Consider the following 17,436-nt stretch of genomic DNA (forward strand, 5'->3'; position numbering starts at 1 on the left):
AAAGGAGGCCCGCGGTTCGCGCCGCGGGCCTCTGTCAATTTCGGCGAATGCCTAGAGCAGCCAGCCGCCGGTGTCGCCGGTGACGTCGCCGTTGATCTTGACCTGGTAATCGACCTTGCCATCGCCGTTGATGTCCAGGCGGACGGTGGTGATGCCGGCCGCGAAGGTCACGGTCATCTCGCCCGCGTTCTTTCCGAAGCTGGCCACCTCGCTGAGTGTGCCGGCGTAGGCGCCCGAGAAGTCCATGATATCGCCTTCGGCGGCGTTGAAATCATAGATCTGGTCGGTTTCCAGCGTCGCGCCGAAGGCGTGGGCGACAATGAAGGTGTCGGCGCCGAGGCCGCCCCGCAGCAGGTCGTTGCCTTCACCGCCGATGATGAAATCGTCGCCGTCGTTGCCGTTGATGGTGTCGACCCCGGCGAGGCCGGACAGGGTGTTGGACCCGGCGTTGCCCTGCAGGTTGTTGGAGCCGCTGTTGCCGCTGCCGTCGATGTCGGAGGAGCCTTGCAGTTCCAGGCCTTCGATGTTGGCGGCCAGCACCCAGCCGTCAAGGGCGGTGCGGACAATGTCGTAGCCTTCGCCGCTGTTCTCGATGGTCTGGTCGCCGGCGTCGTCGACGATGTAGATGTCATTCTCGGTGCCGCCCGACATGACGTCGGCGCCCACGCCGCCGTCGAGATAGTCGTTGCCGGCGCCGCCGTTGAGGGTATCGACATCGGTACCGCCATCCATGCGGTCGTTACCCGTGCCGCCGTTCAGCTGATCGGCGCCGGTTCCGCCGAACAGCTTGTCGGCGCCGTCGCCGCCGTTGAGGGTGTCCGTGCCGGCTTCTCCGTAGAGGAGATCGCCGCCGGCATCGCCGTTCAGGACATCGTTGTTGTCGCCGCCGAACAGCTGGTCGGAGAGGGCCCCGCCGCTGATCGTATCGTCGCCGCCCAGGCCGCGCAGGATGTCGTTGCCGGCCCCGCCGTCGGCGGTGTCATTGCCCGGCGTGCCGCTGAGATCGTCGTCGCCGGCGGTGCCGACGAAGGCGGGCGCGCCGCCCTGACCCCAGATGATCCAGGCCGCACCGCTGTTGTTGCCGCCCGCGTCATGGAAGGACGTGCTGACCAGCATGTCCATCGCGCCGTCGTTGTTCCAGTCGCCCATTCCCGCGACGCGGCTGAGGTTGTCACCGGCGGCCTCGCCGTTGATCTGGAAGCCGTTCGTGCCGTCCAGGGCCGCAAGTGACGGGTTGGCGGTCCAGGTCGTGCGGCCGAAGACGACGTAGGCGGCGCCGGCGTTGGAGCCGGTGTCGTCCTTGCCCGTGGCGCCGATGATGACGTCGTCGATGCCGTCGCCGTTGACATCGCCCAGGCCCGACACCCGGATGCCGAGGTTATCCCCCGAAAGCTCGCCGTCGAAGCGGACGCCGTTGGTCCCGTCGAGGGCGGAGACGTTGAGGTTGCTGGCGAAATTGCCGTTCAGGGCGGTGTTCTTGCCGAAGACGATGAAGGCGCCGCCGTTGTTGGTCAGGCCGTTGGCGCCGATGACCAGGTCGTCGACGCCGTCGTCGTTGACGTCCCCCGCGCCGGAGACGCTGATGCCGAGCTGGTCGCCCGCGGCCAGACCGGAGATCCGGAAGCCGTTGGTCCCGTCCAGGCCGCTGAGGCTGACCGTGGCGGTGAAGCCGGTGCTCTTGCCGTAGACGATGTAGACGGAGCCGGAGTTGGAGCCGTTGGGATCCGAGCCCATCGCGCCGATGGCGATGTCGTCGATGCCGTCGCCGTTGATGTCGCCGGCGTTGGTGACCGAGGTGCCGGCGTAGTCGTAGACGTTGACGGCCGGCATCTTGAAGCCGTTGGTTCCGTCGAGGGTGGCGACGTCGATATTGCCGGCGAAGGCGCCGTTGACGCCGGTGTCCTTGCCGAAGATGACGTAGCCGGCGCCGCGGTAGTTGTCGGCCTGGTTGGCGCCGACCAGCAGGTCCTCGATGCCGTCGCCATTGAAGTCGCCCATGGCGACATTGAAGCCGAGGCCGTCGCCGCCGGTGGTGCCGCTGATCTGGAAGCCGGTCGTGCCGTTCAGGCTGCTGGTGGCGATGTCGCTGGCGAAGGCGCCGTCAACGGCGACGTTCTTGCCGTACAGCACATAGGCCGCGCCGGAGCCGCCGCCGTCCGGGTCGGCGCCGGACGCGCCGATGATCAGGTCGTCGATGCCGTCGTTGTTGACGTCGCCGCCGCCGGCGACCGAGACGCCGACGAAGTCCTGGGCGTATTCGCCGCCGTTGACCTGGAAGCCGTTGGTGCCGTTGAGGCTGGTCAGGCTGAAGTTGGCCGGGAAGCCCGAAGCCGTGCCGAAGACGATATAGACCGCCCCCTGGCTGGCCCCGCCCACGCCCGTGGCGCCGATGGCGAAATCGTCGATGCCGTCGCCGTTGATGTCGCCGACGTTGGAGATCGACTGGCCGGCATAGTTGGAGGCGGCTTCACCGGTGATCTGGGACCCGGTGGTCCCGTCCAGGCTGGTGAGCGAGATGGTGGCGGTAAACGGCATGACGAATGACCCCGTGAATTCATTCAAGAGGTTAGTAGTAGGATTCGCCCTGTGGATGAATCCCTAACGGAGATCGCCATTCCCCATTTTGGACAGATCGACCGGGCAGGCCCGCGCCGCCGCCAGCCCTTTTTGTCGTCAGAGCAGCCAGTCGCCGGTATCGGCGACAACGTCGCCGTTGATCTTGACCTGGTAGTCGGTCTTGCCGTCGCCGTTGGTGTCGAGGCGAACCGTGGTGATGCCGGCGGCGAAGGTGACGGTCATTTCCCCGGCGGTCTTGCTGAAGCTGGCGACCTCGGTGAGGGATCCGGCGTAGGCTGCCGAGAGGTCGAGGATGTCGCCTTCGGCCGCGTTGAAGTCGTAAATCTGGTCGGTTTCGAGTGTCCCGCCGAAGGCATGGGCGATGACGAAGGTGTCCGCGCCCAGTCCGCCGCGCAGCAGGTCATTGCCTTCGCCGCCGATGATGAAGTCATCGCCGTCATTGCCATTGATGGTATCGACGCCGGCCCCGCCGGACAGGGTGTTGACCCCGGCGTTGCCCTGCAGGTTGTTGGCGCCGCCATTGCCGCTGCCGTCGATATCCGCGGAGCCTTGCAGTTCCAGGCCTTCGAGGTTGGCGGCCAGGACCCAGCCGTCGAGGGCGGTGCGGACGATGTCGTAGCCTTCGCCGACGTTCTCGTTGGTCTGATCGCCGGCGTCATCGACGATGTAGATGTCATTCTCCGTGCCGCCGGACATGGCGTCGGCCCCGGCGCCGCCGTCGAGGTAGTCGTTTCCGGCCCCGCCCGAGAGCGTATCGACCTCGGTCCCGCCATCCATGCGGTCATTGCCCGTGCCGCCGTTCAGTTGGTCTGTACCGGTTCCGCCGAACAGTTTGTCGGCGCCGTCGCCGCCGTTGAGCGTGTCCGTGCCGGCCTCGCCGTAGAGAAGGTCGCCGCCGGCGTCGCCGCCCAGGATATCGTTGTTGTCGCCGCCGAAAAGCTGGTCGGAGAGGGCGCCGCCGTTGATCGTATCGTCTCCGGCCAGGCCGCGCAGGATATCGTTGCCGGCCCCGCCGTCGGCGGTGTCATTACCCGCCGTGCCGCTGAGGTCGTCGTCCGCGGGCGTGCCGACGAAGGCGGGCGCGCCGCCCTGGCCCCAGATGATCCAGGCCGCGCCAGCGCTTTCGCCGCCCGCATCGTTCAACGTGGCGCCGACCAGCATGTCCATGAAGCCGTCGTTGTTCCAGTCGCCCATCCCCGCGACGCGGCTCAGGTTGTCCCCGGCCGCCTCGCCATTGATCTGGAAACCGTTGGTTCCGTCGAGGGCGGCGAGCGAGGCGGTGGCGCCCCAGGTGGTCTTGCCGAAGACGACGTAGACCGCCCCGGCGTTGGCGCCGGCGTCGTCCTGGGCGCTGGCGCCGATCATGAAATCGTCGATGCCGTCGCCGTTGACGTCGTCCAGGTTGGAGACCCGGATGCCCAGGCCATCGCCCGATGCCTCGCCGTCGATCCGGACGCCGTTGGTCCCGTCGAGGGTGGAGACGTTCAGGGTGCTGGTGAAATTCCCGGCGACGGCGGTGTTCTTGCCGAAGACGATGAAGGCCCCGCCGTTGTTGGTCAGGCCGTTGGCGCCGATGACGAGATCATCGACGCCGTCGTCGTTGAAATCGCCCCCGCCCGAAACGCTAATGCCGAGTGCGTCGCCGGCGGCCAGACCGACGATACGGAACCCGTTGGTCCCGTTGAGGCCGCTGAGGCCTACGGTGGCGCTGAAGCCACTGTTGCTGCCGTAGACGATGTAGAGGGAGCCGGAATTGGCGCCATTGGAATCGGAGCCGGCGGCGCCGATCGCAATATCGTCGATGCCGTCGCCGTTGATATCACCGGCGTTGGTCACCGAGGCGCCGGCGAGGTCGTAGGCGGCGACGCCGGAGATCTTGAAGCCGTTGTTTCCGTCCAGGTCTGCGACATCGATTTCGCCCGCGAAAGCGCCGGTGAGGCCGGTATCCTTGCCGAAGATGACGTAGCCGGCGCCGCGATAGGTGTCGGCCCCGTTGCCGCCGACCAGCATGTCCTCGATGCCGTCGCCGTTGAAGTCGCCCATGGCGACCGAGTTGCCGACGTTGGCGGCGGCGCTCGTGCCGCTGATCTGGAAGCCGGTCGCGCCGGTCAGGCTGCTGGTGGCGATGTCGCTGGCGAAGGCGCCGTCGACCGCGACATTCTTGCCGTAGAGGACGTAGGCCGCGCCGGAGCCGGGGCCTTGCGGATCGGCGCCCGTGGCGCCGATGATCAGGTCGTCAATGCCGTCATTGTTGACGTCGCCGCCGCCTGACACGGATGTGCCGACCCCGTCCTGGGTGTATTCGCCGCCGTTGACCTGAAAGCCGTTGTGTCCGTTCAGGGCGCCCAGGTTGAAGTCGGCCGGGAAACCCGACACCGTGCCGAAGACGACGTAGACGGCGCCCTGCTTGGCGCCGCCGACGCCGGTCGCGCCGATGGCGAAATCATCGATGCCGTCGCCGTTGATGTCTCCCACATTGGCGACCGACTGGCCGGCCAAGTTGGAGGCGCCTTCACCGGTGATCTGGCTCCCGATGGTTACATCCAGGGACGCGAGGGAGACAACTGCGGTGAAAGCCATGACCAAAGTCCTCTGCGGTCAGATCCGGGGGCGTTCCTGTGCGAACAGATGATGATTCGCACAAGCAACGACTCCCGAAAATGAGTAAGAGGGGGCTTATCTAGCGCCGCGTTACCAAAAGTTGAGCACTCTTTACCGAACAGCGCCGCAGAAACGCTGAATTCGCGCGCAGGCGTCTTCAAGAACAACGTTCGATGTGGCGTAGCTGATCCGGAAGTGCGGCGAGAGGCCGAACGCGGCGCCGTGGACAACGGCGACGCCCTCGGATTCCAGCAGTTCGCTCGCGAAGGCCTCGTCGTCGGTGATGACCTTGCCCGTGGGGGCCGTCTTGCCGATCAGCTCGGCCACGGAGGGGTAGACGTAGAATGCGCCTTCCGGGGTCGGGCAATGCATGCCGGCGGCCTGGTTGAGCATCGAGACGACGAGGTCGCGGCGTTCCTGGAACAGTTTGGCGTTCGGCTTGATGAAGTCCTGAGTGCCGTTCAGCGCCTCTACCGCCGCCCACTGCGAGACCGAGCAGGGATTGGAGGTCGACTGGCTCATCACCTTGCCCATCAGCTTGATCAGCGGCTCGGGGCCGCCGGCGTAGCCGATGCGCCAGCCGGTCATGCTGTAGGCCTTGGAGACGCCGTTCATGGTCAGGGTGCGGTCGTAGAGTTCGGGCACGACCTGGGCGATGGTGGTGAACTCGAAGTCGTCGAACACCAGGTGCTCGTACATGTCGTCGGTCAGGATCCAGACGTGCGGATGGCGCAGCAGAACCTCGCCGATGGCCTTGAGCTCGGCGCGGGTGTAGGCGGCGCCCGACGGGTTGGAGGGGCTGTTGAGCAGCACCCAGCGGGTGCGCGGGGTGATGGCGGCGTCGAGGGCGGCCGGATCGACCTTGAAGTTGGTCGCGGCGCTGGTCTGGACGAAGCGCGGCTCGCCGCCGGCCAGATAGACCATGTCCGGGTAGCTGACCCAGTAGGGGGTCGGGATGATGACCTCGTCGCCCGGGTTCAGAGTGGCGACGAAGGCGTTGTAGATGACCGGCTTGCCGCCCGGCGAGACGTTGATCTGGCTGGGCTTGTAGGTCAGGCCGTTCTCGCGCGAGAACTTGGCGCAGATGGCTTCCTTCAGCTCCGGCATGCCGTCGACGTCGGTGTACTTGGTCTTGCCGGCGTTGATGGCGGCGATGGCCGCCTGCTTGATGTTGTCCGGCGTATCGAAGTCCGGCTCGCCGGCGCCCAGGCTGATGACGTTTCGCCCCTCACGCTGCAACAGGCGGGCTTTGGCCGAGACCGCGATGGTGGCGGACGGCTTGACGCGGGCCAGAGCGGCGGATTCGAGCGACATCGGTTGGGACTCCCCTGGGTGGTCGGATTTCAGGATTGCGGGGGTCTTACGCGCGGGTGTGCTGCGCCGCAACCGATGGCCCGTGCAGTTTTCGTGGAGACCGTGTCAGGCCCGCAGTCGGCGGACCTCGTCGACGAAGGCGTTCAGATGGGCGCCGAGGAAGGCGGTGGTCTTCTCGTCGGTCAGGACGCGGTCGACGATCTTCGTGTGAGCCTGGAAGACCAGCACCTCGCCGATCGGCGCGACGCGGGTCAGGGTGCGGCGCAGGATGAGGCGCAACTGGTCCTGGGCCCGGGCGCTGCCGGTCATGCCGGGGCTGGCGCCGATGATGCAGGCGATCTGTCCGGTCAGCGGGGCGGGGGAACCGCGGCTGGCCCAGTCGATGGCGTTCTTCAGCACGCCGGTGATGCCGGCGTTGTATTCCGGGCAGGCGAACAGGATGCCGTCGGCCGCCCGGATGGCGTCCTTCCAGGCGGTGACGGCGGGCGGGTCGCCCTGCGCTTCGACATCCTGGTTGAACAGCGGCAGGTCGTGCAGGCCGTGGATCGTCAGGCTGACATTTTCTGGCAGCAGGTCCTGGGCCGCGTGCAGCAGGCTGGTGTTGAAGGAGGCGGCGCGAAGGCTGCCGGAGACGCCGAGGAGATTCATGGGGCCAGCGTAGCCGCAAAGTCACAGGGAACCAAAGTCATACAAGGGTTTGAGGAACCGTCCGTCGGCGGACCGGTTGAAGCGGTTCGGGGCCTGTTGGAGTTGAGATGAGCTACGCCGCCCCTGACCCCCAACAGCCCCGCGCGGCCTCGCAACCTTCCCTTGACCCCATCGCGGCAATCGGCGAGGCCTTCGAGCGTATGAAGGCCTTTATCGATTTCGTCCTGAACATGGACGCCAAAGCCTGGCGGGCGGTGGCGGTCAGCTTCCTGCTGTTCGGCGGCGTGGGGATCGTCTTCCTGTTCGGGGCGCCGTTGATCGGCCTGGACGGCGAGGCGACGGTCGAGGGCTGGCTGGGCTCGGTGCACGGCATCTGGGGCCTGCCGGTGGCGGTGGGCGCCTTCGCGGTGCTGGCCTTCCTGGGCGTGCCGCAGATCGTGCTGATCGCGGCGGCCGTGGTCGCCTTCGGGCCCTGGCTGGGCATGACCTACAGCTGGATCGGGACGCTGTTCTCGGCCCAGATCGGTTTCTGGATGGGTCGGCTGTTCGGCGGCAAGCTGCTGCGCGATGTCGGCGGCAAGGGCGTCAACAGCTTCATGCGGCTGATCGGCGAGAACGGCTTCCTGGCCAGCCTGATCGTGCGGCTGGTGCCGTCGGCGCCCTTTATCGTCGTCAATATGGCGGCCGGCGTCGCTCCTATGCGCCAGCGCGACTTTGCGTTCGGCACGGGGTTGGGGATCATTCCGAAGATCGTGCTGACCGCCTTCGCCGGCAATTCCCTGGTCCAGAGCTTCAAGGGCCAGGGCAATTTCGGCCACTACCTGACCCTGGCCTTCGTGGTCGTGGTCTGGATCGCCGTCGGCTGGTACGCCCGCCGCTGGCTCAAGAAGCACGAGGCCGAGCAGGCGTTGGAGCAGGACGAGTCCTGAGTTAGGCTCCGGGCATGACCGTTCATGTCACTCTCGAACTGACCGAAGAGCAGAAGGCGCGGCTGGAGGCCGAGGCGGCCCGGCAGCAGGTTTCGCTGGAAGTCTTCATGGTCAATGCGGCGGAGATACAGGTCTTCCGAGGCAGCGACGCCTGGATCGCGGCCGTACAAGAAGGCATTGAAGACTTCGAAGCCGGCCGCACCTTTTCGCAGGAAGAGGTGGTCGGGGCCGTCGAAGCGCTGCTTCGGGAAAAAGGCGCGCCGCCTCCGGCATGAAGTCGATCTGGTCAGGCGCCGCTCGACGCGATGTTCTGGGGCTAGCCGAGTTTCTCTCCGAGAGAAGTTCGACCGCTGCGGCGCGAATATTGCGGGCGATCTATGCCCGCACCGACCGGCTCGCGCGTGAGCCCCTCCTGGGGCGGGTGGGTCGCATGGAGGGCACGCGCGAGCGGGTCGTTCCCCGGACCCCTTACCTGATCGTCTACCGGATCCAAGGAGAGCAGGTAGAGATCCTCCGCGTTCTGCACGGAGCTCAGGATTGGCCGCCAGCAGACTGACTTGAATTGATACCGAGGTGGCATTTCGGTCCGCTGACCGCGCTAACCTCCCACCAAAATGGAGGAGGGGCGCATGCGGTTCGGGGCGACGATTCTTGTGGCGGCCATGCTGGCCGGCGGGACGCAGGCGGCCGAGGCGCCGTCCAGGGCCACGGTGGCGGCGCAGGCCAGACTGAAGGCCCAGCTGCCCTTCGCCGACGATCAGGACTTCGACTTCGCCCGGCGCGGCTTTGTGGCCACGCGAGCCGATCCACTGATCAAGCGCGCCGACGGCGGCGTGGCCTGGAACCTTGCGGCCTATGACTTCGCCAGGGGCGAGGCGCCGGCCAGCGTGAACCCCAGCCTGTGGCGGCAGACCCAGCTGCTGTCGATCCACGGCCTGTTCAAGGTCTCGGACCGCATCTGGCAGGTGCGCGGCTTCGATGTCGCCAACATCACCTTCATCCAGGGCCACACCGGCTGGATCATCATCGATCCGCTGACCACGACCGAGACGGCGAAGGCGGCGCTCGACCTGGTCAATGAGAAACTCGGAGCCCGCAAGGTGGTGGGGGTGATCTACACCCACAGCCATGCCGATCACTTTGGCGGCGTGCGCGGGGTCATCGACGAAAAGGATGTCGGCACGGGCCCGGGCGATGTTCGGGTGATCGCGCCGCAGGGCTTCCTCGAGGAGGCGGTGTCGGAGAACGTCATCGCCGGTACGGCCATGAGCCGCCGGGCCGGCTTCCAGTTCGGGCACAACCTGACGCCCGGGCCGGAAGGGCAGATGAGTTCCGGCATCGGCCTGGCCATCGCCAAGGGCACGGTGACCCTGATCGCCCCGCGCGACATCATCACCCGCACCGGCCAGACGATGACGGTCGATGGCGTCGATCTGGAGTTCCAGTTCACGCCCGGCACCGAGGCGCCAGCCGAGATGAACATCTACCTGCCGCAGTTTCGGGTGCTGTGCATGGCCGAAAACGCCAATGCGACGATGCACAATGTGCTGACCCCGCGCGGCGCCCTGGTGCGCGACGCCAGGGTCTGGGCCGACGGTTTGTCGGAAGCCGTCGAGCTCTACGGCGCCCGCACCGACGTGATGTTCACCAGCCACGGCTGGCCGCGCTTCGGCCAGGCGGTGGTCAGCGACTACCTGCTCAGCCACCGCGACGCCTACAAGTACCTGCACGACCAGTCGGTGCGGCTGATGAACCAGGGCTATGTCGGGGCCGAGATCGCGAACCGGATCAAGCTGCCGCCGGTCCTCGCCAACCAGTGGTTCAACCGCGGCTACTACGGCACGATGAGCTTCAACAGCCGCGCCGTCTATCAGCGCTACATGGGCTGGTACGACGCCAACCCGGCCAGTCTGGCGGTGTTGCCCCCGGCCGAACAGGCCAGGCGCTATGTGGCGGCCATGGGCGGAGCGGCGAAGGTGCGGGCGCTGGCGGCCAAGGCTTATGACGAGGCCGACTACGCCTGGGCCGCGACCCTGTTGAACAACGTCGTCCAGGCCGATCCGGCCGACAAGGCGGCTGCCGAGCAGCTGGCCAGGACCTACGACCAGATGGGCTATCAGGCCGAGAGCAGCCTGTGGCGCAACATCTACCTGACCGGGGCCGGGGAGCTGCGCAACGGCGCGCCGCCGCCGGCCGGCGGCACGGCGGCGCCCGATGTGGTGATGAACATTCCGACGCCGATGCTGTTCGACCTGCTGGCCGTGCGGCTGAACCCGGAAAAGGTGGGCGATGGGGCGACGTCCGTGCTGTTCGTCTTTCCGGACCGGAGCGAGCGCTATCTGGTGACGGTGAAGAACCAGGTGCTGGTCGGCCGGCCGGCGGCGCCGGACGCGACGGCCGAGGCGACCCTGACCCTGCCGAGGACGCTGCTGCTGCAGGCGCTGTTCACCGGCAAACCGCTGGCCGGTCAGCCGGGCGTGAAGGTCGAGGGCAATGGCCTGGCGCTGGTGAAGATGCTGGGCTGGTTCGATGCACCGAAAGGAGACTTCCCGATCGTCACGCGGCCGCAGTAGGGAAGGGGCCGAAAGGCCCCGCCCATGCTCACCCTGTTCTACCAGCCCGGTTCCGCCTCCGACGTCGCCCGCATCGCCCTGGAAGAGGCCGGCGCCGACTATCGCGCCCTGCGGGTGGACCTCTCGAAAAACGAACAGCGCGAGCCGCAGTACCTGGCCATCAACCCCAAGGGGCGGGTGCCGGCGCTGGTCACCGACGAGGGGGTGTTGACCGAGAATGTCGCCATCCTCGGCTGGATCGCCCAGGCGTTTCCGGAGGCCAGGCTGGCGCCGGACGACGCCTTCGGGTTCGCCCGGGTGCAGGCCTTCAACGCCTACATCGCCTCGACGGTGCATGTCGCCTACGCCCACTGGCGGCGGGCCAATCGCTGGGCCGATGACCCGGCCGCCCAGCAGCACCTGCGGGATGTCGCCCCCGAGCGCTACGCCGCCTGCTTCCAGACCATCGAGGACGAGATGTTCGAGGGGCCGTGGGTGCTGGGCGAGGATTTCACCACCAGCGACATCTACCTGTTCGTCTTCGCAGACTGGCTCGACACCATCGGCGTCGATGTCCGCCGCTTCCCGAAAGTGCACGCGCATCGCGAGCGGGTCAGGGCGCGGCCGGCGGTGCGGAAGGTTCTTGCTCAGCAGGCGGCGTAATCGCGCATCGACGCAAAAAGCTTGCGTGATTCAGGGTGAATCTGTACATCAGCGGCATGGATCGTCAGCGCGACACCCTGCGTCTTCTTCGGCTCCTCGGGCTTAGCTGCCCCTGGATGACCGTCTAGCTGCGCATACGTCGCGGCGGGTCGCCCAGGGGCAAAAAGCTCCACCCGCCAAACAGACCCGCGACGAAAGAATTTACCCCATGAGCTCGATCATTTCCGGCGCCCAGCGCGTCATCGTATTCGACACCACCATGCGCGACGGCGAGCAATCGCCCGGCGCCTCCATGTCCCTGGACGAGAAGCTGGAGCTGGCCAAGATCCTCGAGGAGATGGGGGTCGATGTCATCGAGGCCGGCTTCCCGATCGCCTCGAACGGCGACTTCGAAGCCGTCCGCGAAGTGGCCAGGATCGTCACCGAAAGCACCGTCTGCGGCCTGGCCCGCGCCGCCGCTGCCGACATCGACCGCTGCGCCGAGGCCCTGAAGCCCGCCGCCCGCAGCCGCATCCACACCTTCCTGTCGACCAGCCCGGTCCACATGAAGTGGAAGCTGCAGATGGAGCCCGACGCGGTGCTGGAGGCGGTCAGCGCCTCGGTCAGCCACGCGCGCAACCTGTGCGGCGACGTCGAGTGGTCGGCGGAGGACGCCACCCGCACGGACCGCGAGTTCCTGTATCGCTGCGTCGAGGCCGCCATCCGCGCCGGTGCCGGCACCATCAACCTGCCCGACACCGTCGGCTACACCTACCCTGAGGAATACGCCCAGCTGTTCCGCGACGTGATCGCCACGGTGCCCGGCGCCGACAACGTCATCTTCTCCGCCCACTGCCACAACGACCTGGGCCTGGCCGTCGCCAACAGCCTGGCCGCCGTGCAGGGCGGGGCGCGCCAGGTCGAATGCGCCGTCAACGGCATCGGCGAGCGGGCCGGCAACGCGGCGCTGGAAGAGATCGTCATGGCCATGCGGGTGCGGGGCGAGACCCTGGGCTTCGACAGCGCCGTCGAGCCGCTGCACATCACCCGCGCCAGCCGCTACGTCTCGGCCATCACCGGCTTCCCGGTACAGTTCAACAAGGCCATCGTCGGCAAGAACGCCTTCGCCCACGAGGCCGGCATCCACCAGGACGGGATGCTGAAGAACGCCGAGACCTACGAGATCATGAAGCCCGAGGATGTCGGCCAGGGCGCCAGCAACCTGGTGATGGGCAAGCATTCGGGCCGCCACGCCTTCCGCGAGAAGCTGAAGGCCCTGGGCTACGAGCTGGGCCAGAACGCTCTGAACGAGGCCTTCGTCCGCTTCAAGGAACTGGCCGACAAGAAGAAGCACGTCTTCGACGACGATATCATCGCCCTGGTCGACGACGCCCTGGCGCGCGGCTCGGAGAAGATCCGGGTCGCCAAGCTGCGGGTCGTGGCCGGCACCGACGGCCAGTCGGCCGAGCTGACCCTGGACGTCGACGGTGTCGAGAAGACCGCCGAGGCCACCGGCGACGGCCCGGTCGACGCGGTGTTCAACGCCATCCACATGATCGTGCCGCACGCCGCCGCCCTGCGCCTGTTCCAGGTGCATGCGGTAACCGAAGGCACGGACGCCCAGGCCCAGGTCTCGGTGCGTCTGGAAGAGGATGGCCGCATCGCCACGGGCCAGGCCGCCGACACCGACACCCTGACCGCCAGCGCCAAGGCCTATGTGAACGCGCTCAACAACCTCTTCTCCCGCAAGGAAAAGAGCCGGCCGGAAACGGCAATCGCGTCAGGGTTCTGAGCCGCCAACACCTGCCAATACAGCGCGAGGCTTTACGGATTGAAAAAGCCGCCCTAGGTTGCCTACGGGAAGACTGTTGGGGGCGGCATGACCGAGAAGCTGATCTGTGTTCACCGGGGCCTGGACAGCGATCAGGGCCTCTACTGGGCGACGAACGACGGCGGTGGCTGGACGGCGGACACGCGGTTTTCCAACGGCGCTGACAGCGCCAACGGCCCGGCGCTGGCGATGTTCAATGGGGTGCTCTACTGCGTCCACCGCGGGGGTAACGGGAGCAACGCCCTCTGGTGGTCGACCTTCGACCCGGCGAACGAGACGTGGAGCGAGGATACCCAGTTCGCGCAAGGCAACGAGACGGACTCGGGCCCCGCGATCTGCGTTTTCAACGGCGGCCTCTACTGTGTCCACAAGGGTCACGGCGACTACAGCATGTGGTGGTGCCAGTATGATCAGTCGATCAACCAGTGGACCGCGGACACCCAGTTCTCGCAGGGCAACGAGACCGACTGCCAGCCAGCGCTGATCAGCTTCGACAACCAGCTCCTGTGCGTGCACCGGGGCGGCAGCGGGAATGGCCTGTGGTGGTGCCAGTTCACCGGTTCTGACTGGACCGGGGACACGGCCTTTTCGCAGGGCAACGAGACGGCCACCGCGCCGGCCCTGGCCATCTACCAGAACCAGCTGGTCTGCGTGCACAGGGGCAGCGGCGACCATAACCTGTGGTGGTGCACCTATGACGGCGGGAGCTGGACGGCAGACCAGCAGGTCGGCGGCGGCGCGGTCAGCATCGAGGGGCCGGGCCTCTGCGCCTTCAACGGCGTCCTCTGGTGCGCCCATGTCCTGGGTCTGAATTCCGAGTCCGGGACGGCCGATCCGAACGCGACGAGCGACTATCTCAGCACCATGGACGCCGCCATGGGCGGCGGCGCCGCGCTTGGGTCCTTCGTGCCGCTGGCCGGTGATGCGCTCTATGCGGGCCTGACGGCCTCGGCCTCGACCGCAGCGGACCTCAAGCTGGCCTATACGACCCTGGATGGGCTGTCCTCCAGCTGGGCGCCGGACACCCTGTTCGGCCAGGGCAATTGCTCCAACGCCACCGTAGCCCTGGCGACGATCGACTTGCCCTGAGGCGGCGCGGGCCGTCGGGGAAGTTTTTGGACAGGCTCTAGGCTCGCGTCGAGAATCGGGCGCGACGTCGGTTCGTGCTCTGGATTCCCGTCACCATCGCCGCCGCCGCCTTCCAGGTCGCGCGCAACGCCGCCCAGCGCAGCCTGATGACGGGCTCCGGGCCGTGGGGCGCGACCCTGGTGCGGTTCCTGTTCGGCCTGCCGTTCAGCTGCGCCTTCGTGGCCGTGGCCCTGGCTGTCCTGCCGCATGCCCTGCACTTCACGCCGGTGTTCTTCGGCTGGTCAGCGCTGGGGGCGTTCGCACAGATCGGGGCCACGGCGGCGCTGCTGGTCGCCATGCAGCGGTCCAGCTTCGCGCTCGGCACCGCCTTCCAGCAGAGCGGCCTGCCGTTCGCCGCCCTGATCGGCTTCTTCGTCTTCCATGACCACCTCAGCCCGGCCGCCTGGGGCGGCATCCTGCTGGCCACGGCGGGACTGACGGCGCTTAGCTGGCCGCGCCGCATCGACGGCCCGCGCGACTGGAGCGCCGCCATCCTCGGCACGGTATCCGGCGCCAGCTTCGCGGTCAGCGCCAACGCCTTCCGCCAGGCCAGCCACGCCCTGGACCTCGCCCATCCGATCCCCGCCGCCCTGGTCACCGTCGCCGTCGTCCAGGCCATCCAGACCGCCGCCCTGGGCAGCTGGATGCTGCTCTTCGCCCGCCCGGCCCTGATGGCGGTGCTGCGCTCCTGGCGCGTCTCCATGGGGGCGGGCCTGTTCGGGGCCCTGGCCTCGGCCGGATGGTTCGTGGCCCTGGCCCTGGCGCCGGCCGGTCTGGTGCGGGCCGTCGGGGTGGTCGAGATGCCGATCGCCGCCCTGGCCGGCAAGCGATTGTTCGCGGAGCGGATCAGCCGCCGGCAGTGGCTGTTTGGCGGGGCGACGGCGGTCGGCGTCCTGCTGGCGGCGCTGGCCTGACACCCCCTTGTTCTGGGGATGCGGGGTGAGGACTCAGGAGCCATGCTTGAGGGTGAAGGAGGCCGTGCATGCGCGCCGTCTGTCTCGCCCTCGCCCTGGTCCTGTCGGCGCCGGCCGCCAGTGCCGCCGATGCCGGCTTCATCGCCTCCCTGGCCGCGCGGGGACCGCAAGACCTGTGGGTCGCCCAGGGCCTGATCCCGTCGCCGCCGGACTACATCGCCCGCGCCGCCGTCGTCGATGGCGTCCTGGTCATCGAGATCCAGCCGGGCCGCGACGCCCCCGCTCAGGTCTTCCGCTACGACGGCCAGGATTTCGAGCGGAACGATGTCTGGTCGGACTCTGGTCCCGATCTGGAGATCGGCCGGTTCTGCAAGGGTAAGGGGACGGCCAGCTATCTGGAAATCGCCTGCTACAGCCGCTCGGCGCTGAGGAGCCGGGCCCTGCGGCCGCCGCACACGGTCTGGAAGCTGTGGCTGTCGGAGGACGGCCTGCGCATCGTCCGGCAGGGCGCTCTGGCGCGGACGGTTCTCACCCCGCTGAAGGCGCAAGACCTGCCCGCCAACCTCGGCAACGCCCTGTCGCAGCTGGCGGCCCACGAGAAGGGCGCCCTGTCGGGCGGGTCGAGCGGCGGCGGCGATTGGTACGCCTCAGACCTGAGGCTGCGGCAGGTGAGGGGGCTCGATTTCGTCCTGGAACGGACGGTCTGGCCGGGTCGCGGCGGCCGTTCCGACCAGGTCCCGGCAACCTGGGCGTTCGACTACCAGGGTATGGATTCCAGTGATCCACAGACCTTCGCCTGGCGCATGGCGCGCAGCCGAAAAGGTGTGAAGGCGGCCGATTTCTGGTGCGTCGGCAAGGCCGTTCCGATGCGCGTCGCGGTGGCCTGCCACCGGGGCGGAAGGCCGTCGGATGTCAGGGGCAAACCCGACGTCAGCTTCACGCTTGAGCCGTTCCCGCAATGGAAAATCCATGTCGAGGACGGAGCCGACAACCCCTTTGACTCGGTTGGAACCTCACGGCTCGAACCCCTGCCATTCCCCTAGGGGCGGGCCCGCGAACGAACGTTCCGCGACTTGCTCAATCGACGCTCAGTTTAGACCTTGAAATCAACACGTTCGCGGGGCAAACGCGTGACGTTCCGCAATGCTTTGGACCAAACTGCGAATCCGGGGGCCCCGGGGGCTTATTCGCATGGTGTGAAGCTTGCAGGGCAGCGCTTCGCCCGTCCCGATTTGCACCTGACCGCAAGGCCCTGAATGTTCGGCTCTCTCTTCGGCGCCATGTCCAACGACATCGCCATCGACCTCGGCACCGCCAACACCCTGATCTATCAGAAGGGCAAGGGCATCGTGCTCAATGAGCCGTCGGTCGTCGCCCTGCGCAACATCGGCGGCCGCAAGAGCGTCCACGCGGTCGGCATCGAAGCCAAGCAGATGCTGGGCCGCACGCCCGGTCACATGGAAGCCATCCGTCCGATGCGCGACGGGGTCATCGCCGACTTCGAAGTCGCCGAAGAGATGATCAAGTACTTCATCCGCAAGGTTCACAACCGCAAGGGCTTCGTGAACCCCAAGGTGATCGTCTGTGTTCCGTCGGGCGCAACCGCCGTCGAACGTCGCGCCATCAACGACAGCTGCCTGAACGCCGGCGCCCGCCGCGTCGGCCTGATCGACGAACCGATGGCCGCCGCCATCGGCGCCGGCCTGCCGATCCATGAGCCGACCGGTTCGATGGTCGTCGACATCGGCGGCGGCACCACCGAGGTGGCGGTTCTGTCCCTGTCGGGCATCGTCTATTCGCGCAGCGTGCGGGTCGGCGGCGACAAGATGGACGAAGCCATCATCAGCTACATGCGCCGCCACCATAACCTGCTGATCGGCGAGACCACCGCCGAGCGCATCAAGAAGGAAATCGGCACCGCCCGTTCGCCGGCCGACGGCGAAGGCCTGTCGATCGACGTCAAGGGCCGCGACCTGATGCAGGGCGTGCCGCGCGAAGTCCGCATTTCGGAAAAGCAGGCCGCCGACGCCCTGGCCGAACCGGTCAACCAGATCGTCGAGGCCGTGAAGGTCGCCCTGGAGGCCACGCCGCCGGAACTGGCCAGCGACATCGCCGACAAGGGCATCATGCTGACCGGCGGCGGCGCCCTGCTGCGCGGCCTGGACGCCGAGATCCGCGACCACACCGGCCTGCCGGTTACCGTGGCTGATGATCCGCTGTCCTGCGTGGCGCTGGGATGTGGCAAGGTTCTTGAACATCCCAAGTGGATGAAGGGCGTTCTCGAGAGCACGCTCGTCTAA

14 protein-coding genes are annotated in these 17,436 nt (G+C 67.3%); 10 read left to right on the plus strand and 4 right to left on the minus strand.

Translation table 11 applies throughout. The annotated features are described in order from the left end of the window. Positions 1–51: 51 nt before the first annotated feature. The 4 genes from O5I81_RS10940 to O5I81_RS10955 form a co-directional block, all read right to left on the minus strand. Positions 52–2,535, minus strand: a complete 2,484-nt coding sequence (locus tag O5I81_RS10940; protein ID WP_271068979.1) for an FG-GAP-like repeat-containing protein — start codon at positions 2,533–2,535, stop codon at positions 52–54. Positions 2,536–2,673: 138 nt separating this feature from the next. Then, a complete protein-coding gene (locus O5I81_RS10945) occupies positions 2,674–5,157 on the minus strand; it encodes an FG-GAP-like repeat-containing protein (protein ID WP_271068980.1) in 2,484 nt (827 codons plus the stop codon). 132 nt (positions 5,158–5,289) lie between these two features. Then, positions 5,290–6,492, minus strand: a complete 1,203-nt coding sequence (locus O5I81_RS10950; protein ID WP_271068981.1) for a pyridoxal phosphate-dependent aminotransferase — start codon at positions 6,490–6,492, stop codon at positions 5,290–5,292. Between the two features lie 105 nt (positions 6,493–6,597). Next, entirely contained in the window at positions 6,598–7,140 is a 543-nt protein-coding gene (locus O5I81_RS10955; protein WP_271068982.1) for an NADPH-dependent FMN reductase, read from the minus strand. A 200-nt stretch (positions 7,141–7,340) separates the two neighbouring features. On the opposite strand from O5I81_RS10955, the gene O5I81_RS10960 reads away from it, so the two are divergent. From O5I81_RS10960 to O5I81_RS11005, 10 genes are all read left to right on the plus strand, one after another. Next, positions 7,341–8,069, plus strand: coding sequence for a TVP38/TMEM64 family protein (locus O5I81_RS10960; protein WP_271069020.1), 729 nt, complete (start codon positions 7,341–7,343; stop codon positions 8,067–8,069). Positions 8,070–8,083: 14 nt separating this feature from the next. Continuing rightward, a complete protein-coding gene (locus O5I81_RS10965; RefSeq protein ID WP_271068983.1) occupies positions 8,084–8,344 on the plus strand; it encodes a hypothetical protein in 261 nt (86 codons plus the stop codon). Continuing rightward, a complete protein-coding gene (locus O5I81_RS10970) occupies positions 8,341–8,625 on the plus strand; it encodes a type II toxin-antitoxin system RelE/ParE family toxin (RefSeq protein WP_271068984.1) in 285 nt (94 codons plus the stop codon). The genes O5I81_RS10965 and O5I81_RS10970 overlap by 4 nt, the downstream gene beginning before the upstream one ends. A gap of 73 nt (positions 8,626–8,698) precedes the next feature. Then, positions 8,699–10,642, plus strand: a complete 1,944-nt coding sequence (locus O5I81_RS10975; protein ID WP_271068985.1) for an alkyl sulfatase dimerization domain-containing protein — start codon at positions 8,699–8,701, stop codon at positions 10,640–10,642. 24 nt (positions 10,643–10,666) lie between these two features. Continuing rightward, on the plus strand, positions 10,667–11,284 hold the full coding sequence (locus O5I81_RS10980) for a glutathione S-transferase family protein (protein ID WP_271068986.1): 618 nt from the start codon (positions 10,667–10,669) through the stop codon (positions 11,282–11,284). A gap of 208 nt (positions 11,285–11,492) precedes the next feature. Next, entirely contained in the window at positions 11,493–13,055 is a 1,563-nt protein-coding gene (locus tag O5I81_RS10985; protein WP_271068987.1) for a 2-isopropylmalate synthase, read from the plus strand. An 87-nt stretch (positions 13,056–13,142) separates the two neighbouring features. Beyond that, positions 13,143–14,183, plus strand: a complete 1,041-nt coding sequence (locus tag O5I81_RS10990; protein WP_271068988.1) for a hypothetical protein — start codon at positions 13,143–13,145, stop codon at positions 14,181–14,183. Positions 14,184–14,257: 74 nt separating this feature from the next. Next, positions 14,258–15,136 carry a DMT family transporter gene (locus O5I81_RS10995; RefSeq protein ID WP_271064847.1) on the plus strand — a complete coding sequence of 293 codons (879 nt, stop codon included), beginning with the start codon at positions 14,258–14,260 and terminating at the stop codon, positions 15,134–15,136. A 68-nt stretch (positions 15,137–15,204) separates the two neighbouring features. Next, the gene (locus O5I81_RS11000) at positions 15,205–16,179 is read left to right on the plus strand and encodes a hypothetical protein (protein ID WP_271064848.1); all 975 of its coding nucleotides are present in this window, start codon (positions 15,205–15,207) and stop codon (positions 16,177–16,179) included. A 213-nt stretch (positions 16,180–16,392) separates the two neighbouring features. Next, complete coding sequence (locus tag O5I81_RS11005) at positions 16,393–17,436, plus strand: rod shape-determining protein (RefSeq protein ID WP_271064850.1); 1,044 nt, start codon at positions 16,393–16,395, stop codon at positions 17,434–17,436.

This window comes from Caulobacter sp. NIBR1757 (assembly GCF_027912495.1).
In the GTDB taxonomy this organism is placed as follows: Bacteria; Pseudomonadota; Alphaproteobacteria; order Caulobacterales; family Caulobacteraceae; genus Caulobacter.